We start from the raw sequence: 17719 nt of genomic DNA on the forward strand, positions 1-17719 counted from the left end.
TTTTATGCTGAGCATACTCTGGAATCTGGCAGCATTTATCGTCGCACTGGGCGTTTTAATTACCGTGCACGAGTTCGGCCATTTCTGGGTTGCCCGCCGTTGTGGTGTGCGCGTTGAGCGTTTCTCTATTGGTTTTGGTAAAGCGCTCTGGCGACGTCTCGATAGCCACGGTACAGAATTTGTCATCGCCCTGATCCCGCTGGGCGGCTATGTCAAAATGCTTGATGAGCGCGTTGAGCCGGTTAGCCCGGAGCTGCGCCATTACGCCTTCAACAACAAAACCGTCTCCCAGCGCGCGGCCATTATCGCCGCCGGGCCGGTTGCCAACTTTATCTTCGCCGTTTTCGCCTACTGGCTGGTGTTTATCATTGGCGTTCCCGGCGTGCGTCCGGTTGTTGGTGAAATAACGCCCAACTCGATAGCGGCGCAGGCACAAATTGCGCCAGGCACGGAACTTAAAGCGATAGATGGTATCGAAACGCCTGATTGGGATGCAGTTCGTCTTGCTCTGGTGGCGAAGATTGGTGATGAAAACGCGCGCATTAGCCTTGCGCCTCTGGGCACCAATCAGACCAGCGAGAAAACTCTCGATTTACGCAACTGGCAGTTTGAGCCCGACAGAGAAGATCCCGTTGTCTCGTTAGGTATCAGGCCGCGCGGTCCGCAGGTTGAGACGGTGCTCGCAGAAGTACAGCCTGAATCAGCAGCTAATAAGGCGGGTTTGCAAGCCGGAGACAGGATCGTTAAAGTCGAGGGTGCGCTTATCAACCAGTGGACGGATTTTGTCAGCCTGGTGCGTGATAATCCAGGCCGGTCTCTGGCTGTTGAAGTAGAAAGACAGGGGCGGCCCTTGTCTTTAACGCTGATACCGGATACAAAACCGGGTAAAGCGAAGGCTGAAGGGTTTGCGGGTGTGGTACCAAAGGTTATCCCGCTGCCGGATGAGTATAAGACAGTGCGCCAGTATGGGCCGTTTGTCGCCGTAGCAGAGGCCACGGGTAAAACCTGGCAGCTGATGAAGCTGACGGTCAACATGTTGGGGAAATTAATAACCGGTGACGTAAAACTGAACAACCTCAGTGGGCCAATCTCCATAGCTCAAGGGGCAGGTATGTCGGCGGAATTCGGGTTGATTTACTATCTGATGTTCCTGGCGCTTATCAGCGTCAACTTAGGGATTATCAACCTGTTTCCGCTCCCCGTTCTGGACGGCGGGCATCTGCTCTTTTTGGCGATTGAAAAACTGAAGGGCGGACCGGTTTCCGAGCGAGTTCAAGACTTTAGTTACCGCATCGGCTCTATCTTGCTGGTGCTGTTAATGGGGCTTGCACTTTTCAATGATTTCTCTCGGTTTTAGAGAGAATTAGGTTAGGAAGAACGCATAACAACGATGGCGATGAAAAAGTTGCTCATAGCGTCGCTGCTGTTTAGCAGCGCCACCGTATACGGTGCAGACGGGTTCGTAGTGAAAGACATTCATTTCGAAGGCCTGCAGCGAGTCGCCGTCGGTGCGGCCCTCCTCAGCATGCCGGTTCGCGTAGGCGATACTGTCTCTGACGAGGATATCAGTAATACTATCCGTTCACTGTTTGCCACCGGAAACTTCGAAGATGTCCGGGTGCTGCGTGATGGCGAAACGCTGGTCGTTCAGGTAAAAGAACGCCCGACGATCGCAAGTATTACTTTCTCCGGTAACAAGTCCGTGAAGGACGACATGCTTAAGCAGAACCTTGAGGCTTCTGGCGTGCGTGTCGGTGAATCACTGGACCGCACCACCCTCTCGGATATCGAGAAAGGGCTGGAAGACTTCTACTACAGCGTTGGCAAGTACAGCGCCAGCGTTAAAGCCGTGGTTACGCCGCTGCCGCGTAACCGTGTTGACCTGAAACTGGTATTCCAGGAAGGCGTTTCCGCCAAAATTCAGCAGATCAACATTGTCGGCAACCACGCGTTTTCCACCGAAGAGTTAATCTCGCACTTCCAGCTGCGCGACGAAGTGCCGTGGTGGAACGTGGTGGGCGACCGCAAATACCAGAAACAGAAGCTGGCGGGCGACCTCGAAACCCTGCGTAGCTACTATCTGGATCGCGGCTACGCGCGCTTTAACATCGACTCCACGCAGGTTAGCCTGACGCCGGACAAGAAAAGCATTTACGTGACGGTTAACGTCACCGAAGGCGACCAGTACAAAATTGCCGGCGTAACGGTGAACGGCAACCTGGCGGGCCCACTCGGCGGAAATCGAAAGCCTGACCAGGCTGAAGCCGGGCGAGCTTTATAACGGCACCAAAGTCACTAAGATGGAAGACGACATCAAGAAGCTGTTGGGTCGTTACGGCTATGCCTATCCTCGCGTTCAGACCCAGCCTGAAATCAACGACGCAGACAAGACCGTAAAACTGCATGTCAGCGTTGATTCCGGCAACCGTTACTACGTGCGTAAAGTGCGCTTCGAAGGCAACGACACCAGTAAAGACTCCGTTCTGCGTCGTGAAATGCGCCAGATGGAAGGGGCATGGCTGGGCAGCGATCTCGTCGATCAGGGTAAAGAGCGTCTGAATCGCCTCGGCTACTTTGAAACCGTCGATGTCGATACCCAGCGCGTTTCAGGAAGCCCGGATCAGGTTGACGTTGTTTATAAAGTCAAAGAGCGTAACACCGGCAGCTTCAACTTCGGCGTCGGCTACGGCACTGAAAGCGGCGTGAGCTTCCAGGTGGGCGTGCAGCAGGATAACTGGTTAGGTACCGGCTACTCTGTGGGCATCAACGGCACGAAAAACGACTACCAGACCTATGCCGAACTGTCCGTTACCGATCCGTACTTCACCGTAGACGGCGTAAGCCTCGGCGGTCGTCTGTTCTATAACGACTTTAAAGCTGACGACGCGGATCTGTCCGACTATACCAACACCAGCTACGGCGTGGACGGTACGCTCGGCTTCCCGGTCAACGAATACAACACCCTGCGTCTGGGCTTAGGCTACGTGCATAACGACCTGTCCAACATGCAGCCGCAGGTGGCGATGTGGCGTTATCTGGATTCTGTGGGCCAGAGCACATCTAAAACATCTGATGACAACGGTTTTGCAGCAGATGACTTCACCCTGAACTATGGTTGGACGTACAACAAACTGGACCGCGGGTTCTTCCCGACGGACGGTTCGCGCGTCAACCTGAACGGTAAAGTTACCGTGCCGGGCTCGGATAACGAGTTCTATAAAGTCACGCTGGATACCGCAAGCTACTTCCCAATCAACGAAGACCACACCTGGGTCGTGTTGGGTCGTACCCGTTGGGGCTACGGCGATGGGTTAGGCGGTAAAGAGATGCCGTTCTATGAAAACTTCTATGCCGGTGGCTCCAGCACGGTTCGTGGTTTCCAGTCGAACAACATCGGTCCGAAGGCGGTCTATTACGGGCCGAATCAGGATAACTGCGGAACGGGCACTATCTGCGGTTCCGACGATGCGGTTGGCGGCAACGCCATGGGCGTGGCGAGCTTCGAGCTGATCACCCCAACGCCGTTCCTGAGCGAGAAGTACGCCAACTCGGTGCGTACGTCCCTGTTCGTGGATGCCGGTACCGTCTGGGATACCAACTGGGAAAATACCGCAGAGACGAAGGCCGCCGGGGTGCCGGATTACAGCGACCCAAGCAACATTCGTATGTCCGCAGGTTTAGCATTGCAATGGATGTCACCGTTGGGGCCCGCTGGTCTTCTCCTATGCCCAGCCGTTTAAGAAATACGACGGCGACAAAGCGGAACAGTTCCAGTTTAACATTGGTAAAACCTGGTAATTGTTTTGCGCGAAGGAATGCGACAGGCAGTGAAGCGTAGATACCGGCCCGGCAGGTAATGGGCTGGTGCACGCAAAAGACAGTGTCTTCGGACACATATGGGATGGTAAGGAGTTTATAGTGAAAAAGTGGTTATTTGCCGCAGGTCTTGGTATCGCTATGGCTGCATCAGCCAGCGTTCAGGCAGCTGAAAGTATCGCTGTTGTAAACATGGGCAATCTGTTCCAGCAGGTTGCACAGAACACCGGCGTCTCCAAAACCCTGGAAAACGAGTTCAAAGGCCGTGCCACTGAACTTCAGGGAATGGAAAACGATCTGCAGTCCAAAATGCAGCGTCTGCAGCGCGATGGCTCTACCATGAAAGCCAGCGATCGTAGCAAACTGGAAAAAGACGTGATGGCTCAGCGCCAGACCTTCTCTACTAAAGCTCAGGCTTTTGAACAGGATCGTCAACGTCGTTCTGGCGAAGAGCGCGGCAAACTGGTTACTCGTATCCAGAGCGCGGTGAAGAAGGTTGCTGACGACAAAGGCTATGATGTTGTGCTGGACACCAGCACCGTTGCCTATGCGGGTAGCGGCGTAAAAGACATCACTGCAGATGTACTAAAACAGGTTAAATAAGTAATGTCTTCAATTCGACTGGCTGAATTAGCCCAGCAGTTGGATGCGGAATTGCACGGTGATGGCGATATCGTCATCACCGGCGTGGCATCCATGCATTCGGCCCAGGCAGGCCATATCACGTTCATCGTTAACCCGCGTTATCATGAGCAGCTGGCAACTTGCCAGGCTTCTGCCGTCGTAATGACCCAAGCCGACCTTCCTTTCGCCAACAGCGCAGCGCTGGTAGTGAAGAATCCCTACCTGACGTATGCCCGTATGGCGCAAATTCTTGATTCCACGCCGCAGCCTGCGCAAAACATCGCGCCGGGCGCGGTGATCGATGCGACCGCGACGTTAGGCAACAATGTGGCGATTGGCGCCAATGCTGTTATAGAATCCGGCGTTGTGCTGGGTGATAACGTCATTATCGGCCCGGGCTGCTTTATCGGCAAAAATACCAAAATTGGGGCCGGCACCCGCCTGTGGGCCAACGTTTCGGTTTACCACGAAATCCAGATTGGCGAGCAGTGCTTAATCCAGTCGGGCACCGTTATCGGCGCGGATGGTTTTGGTTACGCCAACGATCGCGGCAACTGGGTGAAGATCCCCCAGCTTGGCCGGGTGATCGTCGGCGATCGTGTCGAAATCGGCGCCTGTACTACGATTGACCGCGGCGCCCTGGACGACACGATTATTGGTAATGGTGTTATCATTGATAACCAGTGCCAGATTGCACATAACGTTGTGATTGGCGACAATACCGCCGTCGCGGGCGGCGTCATCATGGCCGGTAGCCTCAAAATTGGGCGTTACTGTATGATTGGCGGCGCCAGCGTGATTAACGGTCATATGGAGATCTGCGATAAGGTCACCGTAACCGGTATGGGCATGGTAATGCGTCCGATCACTGAGCCTGGGGTCTATTCTTCAGGTATTCCGTTACAACCGAATAAAGTGTGGCGCAAAACCGCCGCGTTAGTGATGAATATCGATGAAATGAGCAAACGCTTAAAAGCTATCGAGCGTAAGGTCAATCAACAAGACTAATCATCGCCAGCCCTTGACGCGTAGCGTTTCTGATTTGCGGCCTGCAAGCTGTCCCGTGATAGCCGCAGGCCGTGTTATTATTGTCATTTAGTATATTTGGACAGGAAGAGTATTTTGACTACCGACACTCATACTCTGCACATCGAAGAGATTTTAGAGCTTCTGCCGCACCGTTACCCGTTCTTGCTGGTTGACCGTGTTCTGGATTTTGAAGAAGGTCGTTTTCTACGCGCAGTAAAAAATGTCTCCGTAAACGAGCCGTTTTTCCAGGGGCCACTTCCCTGGCAAACCCATTTTCCCGGGCGTTTTGATTCTTGAAGCAATGGCGCAGGCCACCGGCATTCTGGCGTTCAAAAGCGTAGGGAAACTGGAGCCTGGCGAACTTTATTACTTTGCTGGCATCGACGAGGCGCGTTTCAAGCGTCCGGTTGTGCCAGGCGACCAGATGGTCATGGAAGTAACTTTCGAAAAAACCCGCCGTGGTCTGACTCGCTTTAAGGGCGTGGCTACCGTTGACGGTAAAATTGTCTGCGAAGCAACTATGATGTGTGCCCGCAGCCGGGAGAGCTGATACGTGATTGATAAATCCGCCTTTATTCATCCATCATCCATTGTGGAAGAAGGCGCCGTTATCGGTGCTAACGTCCATATTGGCCCGTTTTGTGTGGTTGGTCCGCATGTAAAGATCGGTGAGGGAACCGTGCTGAAGTCTCACGTTGTGGTGAATGGTCATACGACCATCGGCCGCGATAACGAGATTTATCAGTTCGCCTCTATTGGTGAAGTTAACCAGGACCTTAAATATGCAAATGAGCCCACCCGCGTGGAAATTGGCGATCGCAACCGCATCCGCGAAAGCGTCACCATTCACCGCGGCACAGAACAGGGCGGTGGCTTGACGAAGGTGGGCTGCGATAACCTGCTGATGATCAACGCTCACGTGGCGCATGATTGTACCGTCGGCAATCGCTGTATCCTCGCTAATAACGCAACGCTTGCCGGCCACGTCTCCGTTGATGATTTCGCTATCATCGGCGGCATGACCGCGGTGCACCAGTTCTGCATTATCGGTGCGCACGTGATGGTTGGCGGCTGCTCCGGCGTAGCACAGGATGTTCCGCCGTACGTTATCGCGCAGGGCAACCACGCGACGCCGTTTGGCGTTAATATCGAAGGGTTGAAGCGCCGCGGCTTTAGCAAAGAAGCGCTGCACGCGATTCGCAACGCTTATAAACTGCTCTACCGCAGCGGCAAAACCCTCGACGAGGCAAAACCGGAAATCGCTGAGCTTGCTAAGCAGCATCTGGAAGTTAACGCATTTGTTGAATTCTTTGCGCGCTCCACGCGCGGCTTGATTCGCTAAATGAAGCCTGGTCGTCCCCTAACGATTGCCCTGGTCGCCGGAGAAACTTCCGGCGATATTCTTGGTACGGGGCCTTATACGCGCGCTGAAAACCCGTCATCCGGATGCCCGCTTTGTGGGCGTAGCCGGGCCGCGCATGCAGGCCGAAGGCTGCGAAGCCTGGTATGAAATGGAAGAGCTGGCGGTGATGGGCATCGTTGAAGTGCTCGGTCGCCTGCGCCGTCTGTTGCATATCCGTGCCGATTTAACCCGCCGCTTTACGGAACTGCAGCCGGACGTGTTCGTCGGTATCGACGCGCCTGATTTCAATATCACCCTGGAAGGCAACCTTAAAAAGCAGGGCATTCGCACTATTCATTACGTCAGCCCTTCCGTCTGGGCGTGGCGCCAAAAACGCGTTTTCAAAATTGGTAGAGCAACGGATCTGGTGCTCGCATTCCTGCCTTTTGAAAAAGCGTTTTACGACCGTTTCAACGTTCCCTGCCGCTTTATCGGCCACACGATGGCGGATGCGATGCCGCTCGATCCGGATAAAAACGCGGCGCGCGCGACCCTTGGCATTTCGCCCGCCGTGAAATGTCTGGCGCTGCTGCCCGGCAGCCGCGGCGCAGAGGTTGAGATGCTAAGCGCCGATTTTCTGCGCACGGCGCAGCTGCTTCGCCGCCGTTTCCCGGATCTTGCAATCGTCGTCCCGCTGGTTAACGCCAAAAGGCGTGAACAGTTTGAGAAGATTAAAGCCGATATCGCCCCCGAGCTTAACGTTCATCTGTTAGACGGCATGGGGCGAGAGGCGATGGTGGCCAGCGATGCCGCGCTGCTGGCGTCCGGCACCGCAGCGCTTGAGTGCATGCTGGCTAAATGCCCGATGGTGGTCGGCTACCGCATGAAACCTTTCACCTTCTGGCTGGCGAAGCGCCTGGTAAAAACGGATTATGTTTCGCTGCCGAACCTGCTTGCCGGGCGCGAGCTCGTCAAAGAGCTGCTTCAGGAAGAGTGCGAGCCCGTCGCGCTGGCGGCGGCGCTTGAGCCGCTGCTTGAAGACGGCGCGCAAAGCCATCAAATGCATGACACCTTCCGCGCTCTGCATGAACAGATTCGCTGCAACGCGGACGAGCAGGCGGCCCGACGCCGTGCTGGAGCTGGCGCAATGATGGAATTTATCTATCCGCACACGCACCTGGTTGCGGGTGTGGACGAAGTGGGCCGCGGCCCGCTGGTCGGCGCCGTGGTTACGGCAGCCGTGATCCTCGATCCCCTAAGGCCCATCGTCGGCCTTGCGGACTCCAAAAAACTTTCGGAAAAAAGACGTAACGCGCTTTACGATGAAATCATCGAAAAGGCGTTGGCCTGGAGCCTCGGGCGCGCCGAGCCGGAAGAAATTGACCGGCTAAATATTTTGCACGCGACTATGCTTGCTATGCAGCGAGCCGTGGCGGGCCTGGCCATCGCGCCGGAATACGTGCTTATTGACGGAAATCGCTGTCCGGCTTTACCCGTGCCTGCCCTGGCGGTGGTAAAAGGGGACAGCAGGGTCGCTGAGATCAGCGCCGCTTCAATACTGGCTAAAGTTACGCGCGACCGCGAAATGGCCATGCTGGACTTGAGTTTCCCGCAGTACGGCTTTGCCCGGCACAAGGGCTACCCAACGGCTTTTCACCTTAAAAAGCTGGCAGAGCACGGTGCCACCGAGCACCATCGTCGTAGTTTTGCTCCGGTCAGACGCGCCCTTGGGCTGGCGTCCTGACCTGCGGGTAACGGGTACACATTTAATCGGAATGAGAAATGGCTGAACCACGTTTCGTTCACCTGCGGGTGCACAGTGATTATTCCATGATTGATGGGCTGGCGAAAATCGGGCCGCTGGTGAAAAAAGCCGCGGCGCTGAATATGCCGGCTTTAGCTATTACCGATTTTACCAACCTGTGCGGCCTGGTGAAGTTTTACGGCGGCGCCCACGGCGCCGGCATCAAACCTGTTATTGGCGCGGATTTCAACGTCGCCAACGAGCTGTTGGGCGACGAGCTTAGCCATCTGACCGTGCTTGCCGCCAACAACGTCGGCTATCAGAACCTCACCCTGCTGATTTCTAAAGCCTATCAGCGCGGCTACGGGGCCGCGGGCCCGGTTATCGACCGCGGCTGGCTTGCGGAGCTAAACGAAGGCCTGATCCTGCTTTCCGGCGGACGCATGGGGGATATCGGCAAAAACTTGCTGCGTGGAAACCATGCCCAGGTCGATCAGTGCCTGGCGTTCTACCAGCAATATTTTGCCGATCGCTTCTATCTTGAGCTGATCCGTACCGGCCGCGCCGATGAAGAAAACTATCTGCATGCTGCCGTGGCTCTGGCCGAAGAGCGAGGCCTGCCGGTCGTTGCCACCAACGACGTGCGCTTTATTGATGCCTCCGACTTCGACGCCCATGAAATTCGCGTCGCCATCCACGATGGCTTTACGCTCGACGATCCAAAGCGTCCGCGCAGCTATTCCACGCAGCAATATATGCGTAGCGAAGAAGAGATGTGCGAGCTTTTCTCGGATATCCCGGAAGCCTTGGAAAACAGCGTTGAGATTGCCCGCCGCTGCAACGTCACCGTTCGCCTGGGCGAATACTTCCTGCCGCAGTTCCCGACCGGCGATATGACCACCGAAGATTTCCTGGTGGTGAAATCTAAAGAGGGCCTGGAAGAGCGTCTGGAATTCCTGTTCCCGGACCCGCAAGTGCGCGCTGAGAAGCGCCCTCCTTACGATGAACGTCTGGACATTGAACTGCAGGTTATCAACCAGATGGGCTTCCCGGGCTACTTCCTGATCGTGATGGAGTTTATCCAGTGGTCGAAGGATAACGGCGTTCCCGTCGGGCCCGGCCGTGGTTCAGGCGCGGGGTCGCTTGTGGCCTACGCGCTGAAAATCACCGATCTCGACCCGCTGGAGTTTGACCTGCTGTTCGAACGTTTCCTTAATCCGGAACGCGTGTCGATGCCCGACTTCGATATCGACTTCTGCATGGAAAAGCGCGATCGGGTAATCGATCACGTAGCCGAAATGTACGGCCGGGATGCGGTATCGCAGATTATCACCTTCGGCACCATGGCGGCGAAAGCGGTTATCCGCGACGTGGGGCGCGTGCTGGGCCACCCGTACGGCTTTGTCGATCGCATCTCGAAGCTGATCCCGCCGGATCCGGGCATGACGCTTGCGAAAGCCTTCGAAGCGGAACCGCAGCTGCCTGAGATCTACGAAGCGGACGAAGAAGTGAAAGCGCTGATCGACATGGCGCGCAAGCTGGAAGGCGTCACGCGCAACGCCGGCAAGCACGCCGGCGGCGTGGTTATCGCCCCGACCAAAATCACCGATTTTGCTCCGCTTTATTGCGACGACCAGGGGCAAAACCCGGTCACCCAGTTTGATAAAAACGATGTGGAATACGCAGGCCTGGTGAAGTTCGACTTCCTGGGTTTACGTACGCTCACCATCATCGACTGGGCGCTGAAAATGATTAACCCGCGCCGGGCGAAGCAGGGACTTGAGCCGATTGATATCGCCGCTATTCCGCTCGACGATAAGAAAAGCTTCGACATGCTGCAACGCTCGGAAACCACCGCGGTATTCCAGCTTGAATCCCGCGGCATGAAGGATCTGATCAAACGCCTGCAGCCCGACTGCTTCGAAGATATGATAGCCCTGGTGGCCCTGTTCCGTCCGGGCCCGTTGCAGTCCGGCATGGTTGATAACTTTATCGACCGTAAGCACGGCCGCGAAGCGATTTCCTATCCTGATATTCAGTGGCAGCACGAAAGCCTGAAGCCGGTGCTGGAGCCCACCTACGGCATTATCCTGTATCAGGAACAGGTTATGCAGATAGCCCAGGTGCTCTCCGGTTATACCCTTGGCGGCGCGGATATGCTGCGTCGCGCGATGGGTAAGAAAAAACCCGAGGAGATGGCGAAGCAGCGTTCAAGCTTTGAAGACGGCGCGAAAGCAAACGGCATTGACGGCGAGCTGGCGATAAAAATCTTCGACCTGGTGGAGAAGTTCGCCGGCTACGGCTTTAACAAATCCCACTCCGCCGCCTACGCGCTGGTTTCCTATCAGACCCTGTGGCTCAAGGCGCACTATCCCGCAGAGTTCATGGCGGCGGTCATGACCGCCGATATGGACAACACCGAAAAAGTGGTGGGCCTGGTGGACGAATGCTGGCGCATGGGATTAAAAATTCTGCCGCCGGATATCAACTCCGGGCTATACCATTTCCACGTTAACGACGAAGGCGAAATTGTTTACGGCATCGGCGCGATTAAAGGCGTAGGCGAAGGGCCGATTGAAGCGATTCTTGAAGCGCGTAACCAGGGCGGCTATTTCCGCGAGCTGTTCGATCTTTGCGCGCGCACGGATACGAAAAAGCTAAACCGCCGCGTGCTGGAAAAGCTCATTATGTCCGGGGCTTTCGATCGCCTGGGGGCCGCACCGCGCCGCGCTGATGAACGCGCTGGGCGACGCGCTGAAAGCCGCGGATCAGCATGCGAAAGCGGAAGCTATTGGCCAGGCGGATATGTTCGGCGTGCTGGCCGAAGAGCCGGAACAGATCGAGCAGTCCTATGCCAGCGTCATTCCGTGGCCCGAACACACGGTGCTGGACGGCGAGCGGGAAACCCTGGGGCTGTATCTTACCGGCCACCCGATCAACCAGTACCTGAAAGAAATTGAGCGCTATGTCGGCGGCATGCGCCTGAAAGAGATGCACCCGACAGAACGTGGTAAAATGACCACGGCTGCGGGTCTGGTGATTGCCTCAAGGGTCATGGTGACCAAAAGAGGCAATCGCATTGGCATCTGTACTCTCGACGATCGTTCCGGTCGTCTGGAAGTGATGTTATTCACAGATGCGTTAGAAAAGTACCAGCACCTGCTGGAGAAAGACCGTATCCTGATCGTCAGCGGACAGGTCAGCTTTGATGACTTCAGCGGCGGCCTTAAAATGACCGCTCGTGAACTGATGGACATTGACGAAGCCCGCGAAAAGTATGCGCGCGGGCTTGCTATCTCGCTGACGGACAGGCAAATTGATGACCAGCTTTTAAACCGTCTCCGTCAGTCTCTGGAACCCCATCGTTCGGGGACAATTCCGGTACATCTCTACTATCAGAGGGAAGATGCACGCGCGCGGTTGCGCTTTGGCGCAGCATGGCGTGTCTCACCCAGCGATCGTTTACTCAACGATTTGCGTACCCTGATAGGTTCGGAGCAGGTGGAACTGGAGTTTGACTAATACAGGAATACTATGAGTCTGAATTTCCTTGATTTCGAACAGCCGATCGCAGAGCTGGAAGCGAAAATCGATTCCCTGACCGCCGTTAGCCGTCAGGATGAAAAATTGGATATCAATCTGGACGAAGAAGTGCAGCGTCTACGTGAAAAAAGCGTAGAACTCACGCGTAAAATCTTCGCCGATTTAGGAGCATGGCAAATCGCCCAGCTGGCGCGCCATCCGCAGCGCCCCTACACGTTCGATTATCTTCGTCTCGCTTTTGATGACTTTGACGAACTGGCGGGCGACCGCGCCTATGCTGACGATAAGGCTATCGTTGGCGGCACCGCGCGTCTTGACGGCCGTCCGGTAATGGTTATTGGTCACCAGAAAGGACGTGAAACCAAAGAAAAAATTCGCCGCAACTTCGGTATGCCGGCGCCGGAAGGCTACCGTAAAGCGCTGCGCCTGATGGAGATGGCCGAGCGTTTTAATATGCCGATTATCACCTTCATCGACACGCCAGGGGCATACCCGGGCGTTGGCGCGGAAGAGCGTGGCCAGTCTGAAGCCATCGCCCGTAACCTGCGTGAAATGTCTCGTCTGAAGGTGCCGGTCATCTGTACGGTGATCGGTGAAGGCGGCTCCGGCGGCGCGCTGGCCATCGGCGTGGGCGATAAAGTGAATATGCTGCAGTACAGCACCTATTCCGTTATCTCTCCGGAAGGCTGCGCCTCCATTCTCTGGAAAAGCGCCGACAAAGCGCCGCTTGCTGCGGAAGCGATGGGCATTATCGCCACGCGTCTGAAAGAGCTGAAGCTGGTCGATACCGTTATTCCTGAACCGCTGGGCGGCGCGCATCGTCATCCGGAAACCATGGCCGCGTCTTTAAAAGCGCAGCTGCTGGCGGATCTTGCCGATCTGGACGGGCTGAACAAAGATGAGCTGCTTAACCGCCGCTATCAGCGTTTAATGAGCTACGGCTACGCCTGATATTTTGCCGCGTATTGACCCTAAGGGCCGGATTTTCCGGCCCTTTTTGCGTTTATCGCCCCACTGAAAAGGGCATTGCGCTATGCTTAGCTGAGACTTTTGCCAGGAGGTAAGCTGTGAATATCATCGCCATTATGGGACCGCAGGGCGTTTTTTATAAAGACGAGCCGATAAAAGAGCTGCATCAGGAGCTGGAGAAACAGGGCTTCCAGCTCATCTACCCGACCAACAGCACCGACCTGCTGAAACTTATCGAACACAACCCAAGAATTTGCGGCGTGATTTTCGACTGGGACGAGTACAGCCTCGATTTGTGCAGCGAAATTAACCTGCTTAACGAGTACCTGCCGCTTTACGCTTTTATCAATACCCACTCGTCGCTGGACGTCAGCGTCAACGAGATGCGCATGGCACTGTGGTTCTTTGAATACGCCCTCAGTGCGGCGGACGACATCGCCGTGCGTATCAGGCAGTACACCAGCGAGTATCTCGGCACCATCACGCCGCCGTTTACCCGCGCGCTGTTCAACTACGTTAAAGAGGGGAAATATACCTTCTGTACGCCGGGACACATGGCGGGGACGGCTTATCAAAAAAGCCCGGTCGGCTGCCTGTTTTACGATTTCTTCGGCGGCAATACGTTAAAAGCGGATGTGTCGATCTCGGTGACCGAACTGGGCTCATTGCTTGACCATACCGGCCCGCATCTGGAAGCCGAAGAGTATATCGCCCGCACCTTCGGCGCGGAGCAAAGCTATATGGTGACCAACGGCACCTCCACCTCAAACAAAATTGTCGGGATGTATGCCGCGCCTTCGGGCAGCACCGTTTTAATCGACCGCAACTGCCATAAATCGCTGACGCATTTGCTGATGATGACCGATCTGGTGCCCATCTGGTTAAAGCCGACGCGCAACGCGCTGGGGATTCTGGGCGGCATTCCGAAACGCGAATTCCTGCGCGAAAGCATTGAAGAAAAGGTCCTCGCCACTCAGGATGCGCAGTGGCCGGTGCACGCCATCATCACCAACTCAACTTATGACGGCCTGCTGTATAACACCGAGTTTATTAAACATACCCTGGACGTTCCCTCGATTCACTTTGATTCCGCCTGGGTTCCCTATACCAATTTTCATCCTATTTATCAGGGCAAAAGCGGCATGAGCGGGGAGCGGGTGCCGGGGAAGGTGATTTACGAAACGCAGTCCACCCACAAGCTGCTGGCGGCGCTTTCCCAGGCGTCCCTGATCCACATTAAAGGCGATTACGACGAACGGACCTTTAATGAAGCCTACATGATGCACACGACAACTTCGCCGAGCTATCCGCTGGTGGCGTCCATAGAAACGGCGGCCGCCATGCTGCGCGGCAACCCGGGCAAGCGTCTGATCAACCGTTCCGTGGAGCGGGCGCTGCATTTTCGCCGCGAGGTTCAGCGCCTGCGCGAAGAGTCGGAGGACTGGTTCTTCGATATCTGGCAGCCGGAACACATTGACGAGGCCGCCTGCTGGCCGATTTCACCCGGTGAGGAAGACTGGCACGGTTTCAAAGATGCGGATGCCGACCATATGTATCTCGATCCCATTAAGGTGACGATTTTGACGCCCGGCATGGACGAGTCAGGAGCCATGGCAGACGTTGGGATCCCCGCGGCGCTGGTGGCGAAGTTTCTTGATGAGCGCGGCGTGGTGGTGGAGAAGACCGGGCCGTACAACCTGCTGTTCCTGTTCAGCATCGGCATCGACAAAACCAAAGCGCTCAGTCTGCTGCGCGGCCTGACGGAGTTTAAACGCTCTTACGATCTTAACCTGCGGGTCAAAAATATGCTGCCGGATCTCTATGCCGAGGATCCGGACTTCTACCGCAATATGCGTATTCAGGATTTGGCCCAGGGGATCCATAGGCTTATCAGGCAGCATAATTTGCCCGACCTGATGCTGCGTGCTTTCGATGTCCTGCCGGAGATAAAGCTGACACCGCACCAGACCTGGCAGCAGCAGGTAAAGGGGAATGTTGAAACCGTGGAAATCGAGCAGCTGCTAAACCGGGTTTCTGCCAACATGATCCTGCCGTATCCGCCGGGCGTGCCGGTAGTGATGCCGGGCGAGATGATTACCAGCGAAAGCCGCGCGGTGCTGGATTTTCTGCTGATGCTCTGTTCGGTGGGCGAGCACTATCCTGGTTTTGAAACGGATATCCACGGCGCGGAGCTGGGGGAAGACGGCGTATACCGGGTACGAGTCTTAAAAGTGGTATAACGCCTTGATTTAATAAGGCGTGCTGGTAACGTGCCACAAAGATAAAGGAGCTTATATGTTAGGTTTAAAGCAGGTGCATCACATCGCAATCATCGCCTCGGATTATCAGGCCAGCAAGCAGTTTTACTGCAATATTCTGGGCTTTACGCTACAGGCGGAAGCGTATCGCGAAGAGCGGGACTCCTGGAAAGGCGATTTGGCGTTAAACGGTCGGTACGTTATCGAGCTTTTCTCCTTCCCGTTCCCGCCTGCGCGCCCCAGCCGTCCGGAGGCTTGCGGGCTGCGCCACCTGGCGTTCAGCGTGGACGATCTGGATCGGGCGGTTGCGCATCTGGAAAAGCACGGCGTAGCCTGTGAACCCATCCGCATCGATCCCTTTACCGACAAGCGTTTCACCTTTTTCGCCGACCCGGACGGCCTGCCGCTGGAACTTTACCAGCAGTAGCTCTTGCCTCTGTCGCCGTTGCCCGGTAACGTGCCGGGCAAACCCTCACGCAAAATACTGAATATGGATCTCCAGCCGCTACTGTCATCACTTCATCCGCACCGCAGCCTGCTGGTGGCGTTTAGCGGCGGGCTGGATTCGACGGTTTTACTGCACCAGCTGGTTACGCTGCGCGAAACCATCGCCCCCGACCTGCAGCTGCGCGCCATGCACATTCATCATGGCATCAGCGCTAACGCCGATAAATGGGCCGCTCACTGCGAGCAGCTCTGCACGCGGTGGAACGTTCCCCTGCGGGTGGCCCGGGTACGCTTAGCCGATGACGGAAAAGGCGTTGAAGCGCAGGCGCGCGCGGCTCGCTATCAGGCATTAACTCATGCGCTGCGGCCCGCAGAAGCGCTGCTGACGGCGCAGCATCTGGACGATCAGTGCGAAACGTTTTTACTGGCGTTAAAAAGAGGCAGCGGCCCGGCCGGGCTTGCGGCCATGCCGGGCCCGGCTCGCATTTGCCGGCACGGTCCTGCTGCGCCCTTTGCTTGGGCAAAGCCGGGAAACGCTGGAGGCCTGGGCCCGCCTTCATCGGCTGACGTGGATTGAAGACGAAAGCAATCAGGACGACGCTTACGACAGAAATTTCCTGCGGCTGCGCGTGCTGCCCGTTTTACAGCGGCGCTGGCCGCATTTTGCGCGCAGCGTGGCCCGCAGCGCCGAACTTTGCGGCGAGCAGGAAGCGCTGCTGGATGAACTGCTGGCGGAGCAGCTTGCCGCGCTGCTGCTGGAAGATGGCGCCTTGCGTATCGCCCCCTTAGCCAGCCTGAGCGAAACCCGTCGCGCTGCGTTGCTGCGGCGCTGGTTTGCTACTCATAAAGCGGCGATGCCTTCACGGGCGGCTTTACAGCGCGTGTGGGATGAGGTCGCCTCCAGCCGGGACGATGCCAACCCGCGGCTGAAGTTTGGCGACTACGAGGTGCGTCGTTTTCAGGGGGCGCTGTACTGGGTGCGGTCGGCGAGCGGGCAGGGCGATACCGTTCTGCACTGGGCGGCGCCTTATGCCCCGCTTATCCTTCCCGCAGGCCTTGGCACGCTGACATTGGCCGCCGAAGGGCAGGCCGTTCGCGCGCCGCGCCGCGACGAACCCGTTAGCATTCGTTTTAAAGCTGGCGGCACTCATCATATCGTCGGGCGCGATCGCGGCCGAAGCCTGAAGAAAATCTGGCAGGAGCTGCAGATCCCTTCATGGCGGCGCAATGCCACGCCGCTGGTATTTTATGGCGAGCAGCTGATCGCCGCCCCGGGCATTTTTGTGACCCGCGAAGGGCAGGCAACGGAAGGATCGTGCTGGCATATTGACTGGCAAAAAAAGAGCGAGTAACGATACGCGCCGCCGGCTATGGCGCAAGCGGATAAAAAAACGGACAGCCTCAGGGCTGCCCGCTTGTCCTGCATATTGTGCGTCAGGATCCGCTGACCATCATTCTTCACTGACCACAACGGTGCCAATTTCAGGGTGACTGAAGCTGGTGATTTTATCGAGTCGAACTTCACGCGTGCTTCCTGCATCATCGATAATCAAATATTCGATGTTTTTACGAGTCACCAGGTCGCTTGCTTTCGCTTTCAAAACCTCTCCGCTCTTCAATTCCAGCGTCAGTAACAGGTGATGCTGGCAGGCGAGCTCGAGATTGTCATAGTCATCACAATTGATGGGTTGATAGGCATCATTCACAGACATAATCGCTCACCAGTAAGTTCGCGGCAGCATACGCCGCCTGTTCCCTGATTGATTCTGGCAGTGCTTCGCTACAGGGCCACCTCATTTAGCACCTTCAGAACGCAACCTAACGCGTCCGGAATATAGCCTAAATCCCCGCTCGCGATCTCCGCGTAGCGCTGTCGAACCAGTTCACAATACTTTTCCACACGCCCTCCTGTCAGAGTCTCGACTTCAGACTTACTCGTGGATGGAA

The 17719-nt window shown here is 56.1% G+C and carries 9 protein-coding genes and 6 pseudogenes; 13 read left to right on the plus strand and 2 right to left on the minus strand.

The window, feature by feature from the left end; translation table 11 throughout:
* Positions 1 to 4: 4 nt before the first annotated feature.
* The 13 genes and pseudogenes from rseP (at position 5) to tilS (ending at position 17124) form a co-directional block, all read left to right on the plus strand.
* Positions 5 to 1357 (plus strand): sigma E protease regulator RseP, encoded by a 1353-nt coding sequence (gene rseP, locus WLO32_RS03770; RefSeq protein WP_435947236.1) that lies wholly within the window; start codon positions 5 to 7, stop codon positions 1355 to 1357.
* 33 nt (positions 1358 to 1390) lie between these two features.
* Positions 1391 to 3798, plus strand: a pseudogene (gene bamA / locus WLO32_RS03775) (outer membrane protein assembly factor BamA).
* Positions 3799 to 3918: 120 nt separating this feature from the next.
* A complete protein-coding gene (gene skp / locus WLO32_RS03780; protein ID WP_121264556.1) occupies positions 3919 to 4419 on the plus strand; it encodes a molecular chaperone Skp in 501 nt (166 codons plus the stop codon).
* Positions 4420 to 4422: 3 nt separating this feature from the next.
* Complete coding sequence (lpxD, locus tag WLO32_RS03785; RefSeq protein ID WP_435947237.1) at positions 4423 to 5448, plus strand: UDP-3-O-(3-hydroxymyristoyl)glucosamine N-acyltransferase; 1026 nt, start codon at positions 4423 to 4425, stop codon at positions 5446 to 5448.
* A 114-nt stretch (positions 5449 to 5562) separates the two neighbouring features.
* Positions 5563 to 6019 (plus strand): annotated as a pseudogene (gene fabZ, locus WLO32_RS03790) (3-hydroxyacyl-ACP dehydratase FabZ).
* 3 nt (positions 6020 to 6022) lie between these two features.
* Positions 6023 to 6811 (plus strand): acyl-ACP--UDP-N-acetylglucosamine O-acyltransferase, encoded by a 789-nt coding sequence (gene lpxA, locus WLO32_RS03795; protein WP_435947238.1) that lies wholly within the window; start codon positions 6023 to 6025, stop codon positions 6809 to 6811.
* A pseudogene (gene lpxB, locus WLO32_RS03800) lies at positions 6812 to 7962 on the plus strand (lipid-A-disaccharide synthase).
* The gene (gene rnhB / locus WLO32_RS03805) at positions 7962 to 8555 is read left to right on the plus strand and encodes a ribonuclease HII (RefSeq protein ID WP_435948240.1); all 594 of its coding nucleotides are present in this window, start codon (positions 7962 to 7964) and stop codon (positions 8553 to 8555) included. Before lpxB ends, rnhB begins: the two are co-directional and overlap by 1 nt.
* Before the next feature lie 38 nt (positions 8556 to 8593).
* Positions 8594 to 12077: pseudogene (gene dnaE, locus WLO32_RS03810) on the plus strand (DNA polymerase III subunit alpha).
* A gap of 12 nt (positions 12078 to 12089) precedes the next feature.
* On the plus strand, positions 12090 to 13049 hold the full coding sequence (gene accA, locus WLO32_RS03815) for an acetyl-CoA carboxylase carboxyl transferase subunit alpha (protein ID WP_435947239.1): 960 nt from the start codon (positions 12090 to 12092) through the stop codon (positions 13047 to 13049).
* A gap of 116 nt (positions 13050 to 13165) precedes the next feature.
* Positions 13166 to 15307: a lysine decarboxylase LdcC gene (locus tag WLO32_RS03820; RefSeq protein ID WP_435947240.1), complete on the plus strand. Its 2142-nt coding sequence runs from the start codon at positions 13166 to 13168 to the stop codon at positions 15305 to 15307.
* 55 nt (positions 15308 to 15362) lie between these two features.
* Positions 15363 to 15752, plus strand: coding sequence for a VOC family protein (locus WLO32_RS03825; protein ID WP_435947241.1), 390 nt, complete (start codon positions 15363 to 15365; stop codon positions 15750 to 15752).
* A 63-nt stretch (positions 15753 to 15815) separates the two neighbouring features.
* A pseudogene (gene tilS / locus WLO32_RS03830) lies at positions 15816 to 17124 on the plus strand (tRNA lysidine(34) synthetase TilS).
* A gap of 99 nt (positions 17125 to 17223) precedes the next feature.
* Here the strand turns inward: tilS and rof are convergent.
* Together rof and WLO32_RS03840 are read right to left on the minus strand one after the other, a co-directional pair.
* Positions 17224 to 17484, minus strand: coding sequence for a Rho-binding antiterminator (gene rof, locus WLO32_RS03835; RefSeq protein WP_121264583.1), 261 nt, complete (start codon positions 17482 to 17484; stop codon positions 17224 to 17226).
* Positions 17471 to 17672 (minus strand): annotated as a pseudogene (locus tag WLO32_RS03840) (YaeP family protein). The gene rof and the pseudogene WLO32_RS03840 overlap by 14 nt, the downstream one beginning before the upstream one ends.
* Between the last annotated feature and the right edge of the window lie 47 nt (positions 17673 to 17719).

Source organism: Dryocola mayonis (genome assembly GCF_051307045.1).
Classification (GTDB): Bacteria; Pseudomonadota; Gammaproteobacteria; order Enterobacterales; family Enterobacteriaceae; genus Dryocola.

What these genes read in the sequence shown, in the direction of transcription:
- rseP (WP_435947236.1), top strand. Translation starts at nt 5, where the DNA reads ATGCTGAGCATACTCTGGAATCTGGCAGCATTTATCGTCGCACTGGGC.
- lpxD (WP_435947237.1), top strand. Translation starts at nt 4,423, where the DNA reads ATGTCTTCAATTCGACTGGCTGAATTAGCCCAGCAGTTGGATGCGGAA.
- rnhB (WP_435948240.1), top strand. Translation starts at nt 7,962, where the DNA reads ATGGAATTTATCTATCCGCACACGCACCTGGTTGCGGGTGTGGACGAA.
- accA (WP_435947239.1), top strand. Translation starts at nt 12,090, where the DNA reads ATGAGTCTGAATTTCCTTGATTTCGAACAGCCGATCGCAGAGCTGGAA.
- WLO32_RS03825 (WP_435947241.1), top strand. Translation starts at nt 15,363, where the DNA reads ATGTTAGGTTTAAAGCAGGTGCATCACATCGCAATCATCGCCTCGGAT.
- rof (WP_121264583.1), bottom strand. Translation starts at nt 17,484, where the DNA reads ATGTCTGTGAATGATGCCTATCAACCCATCAATTGTGATGACTATGAC.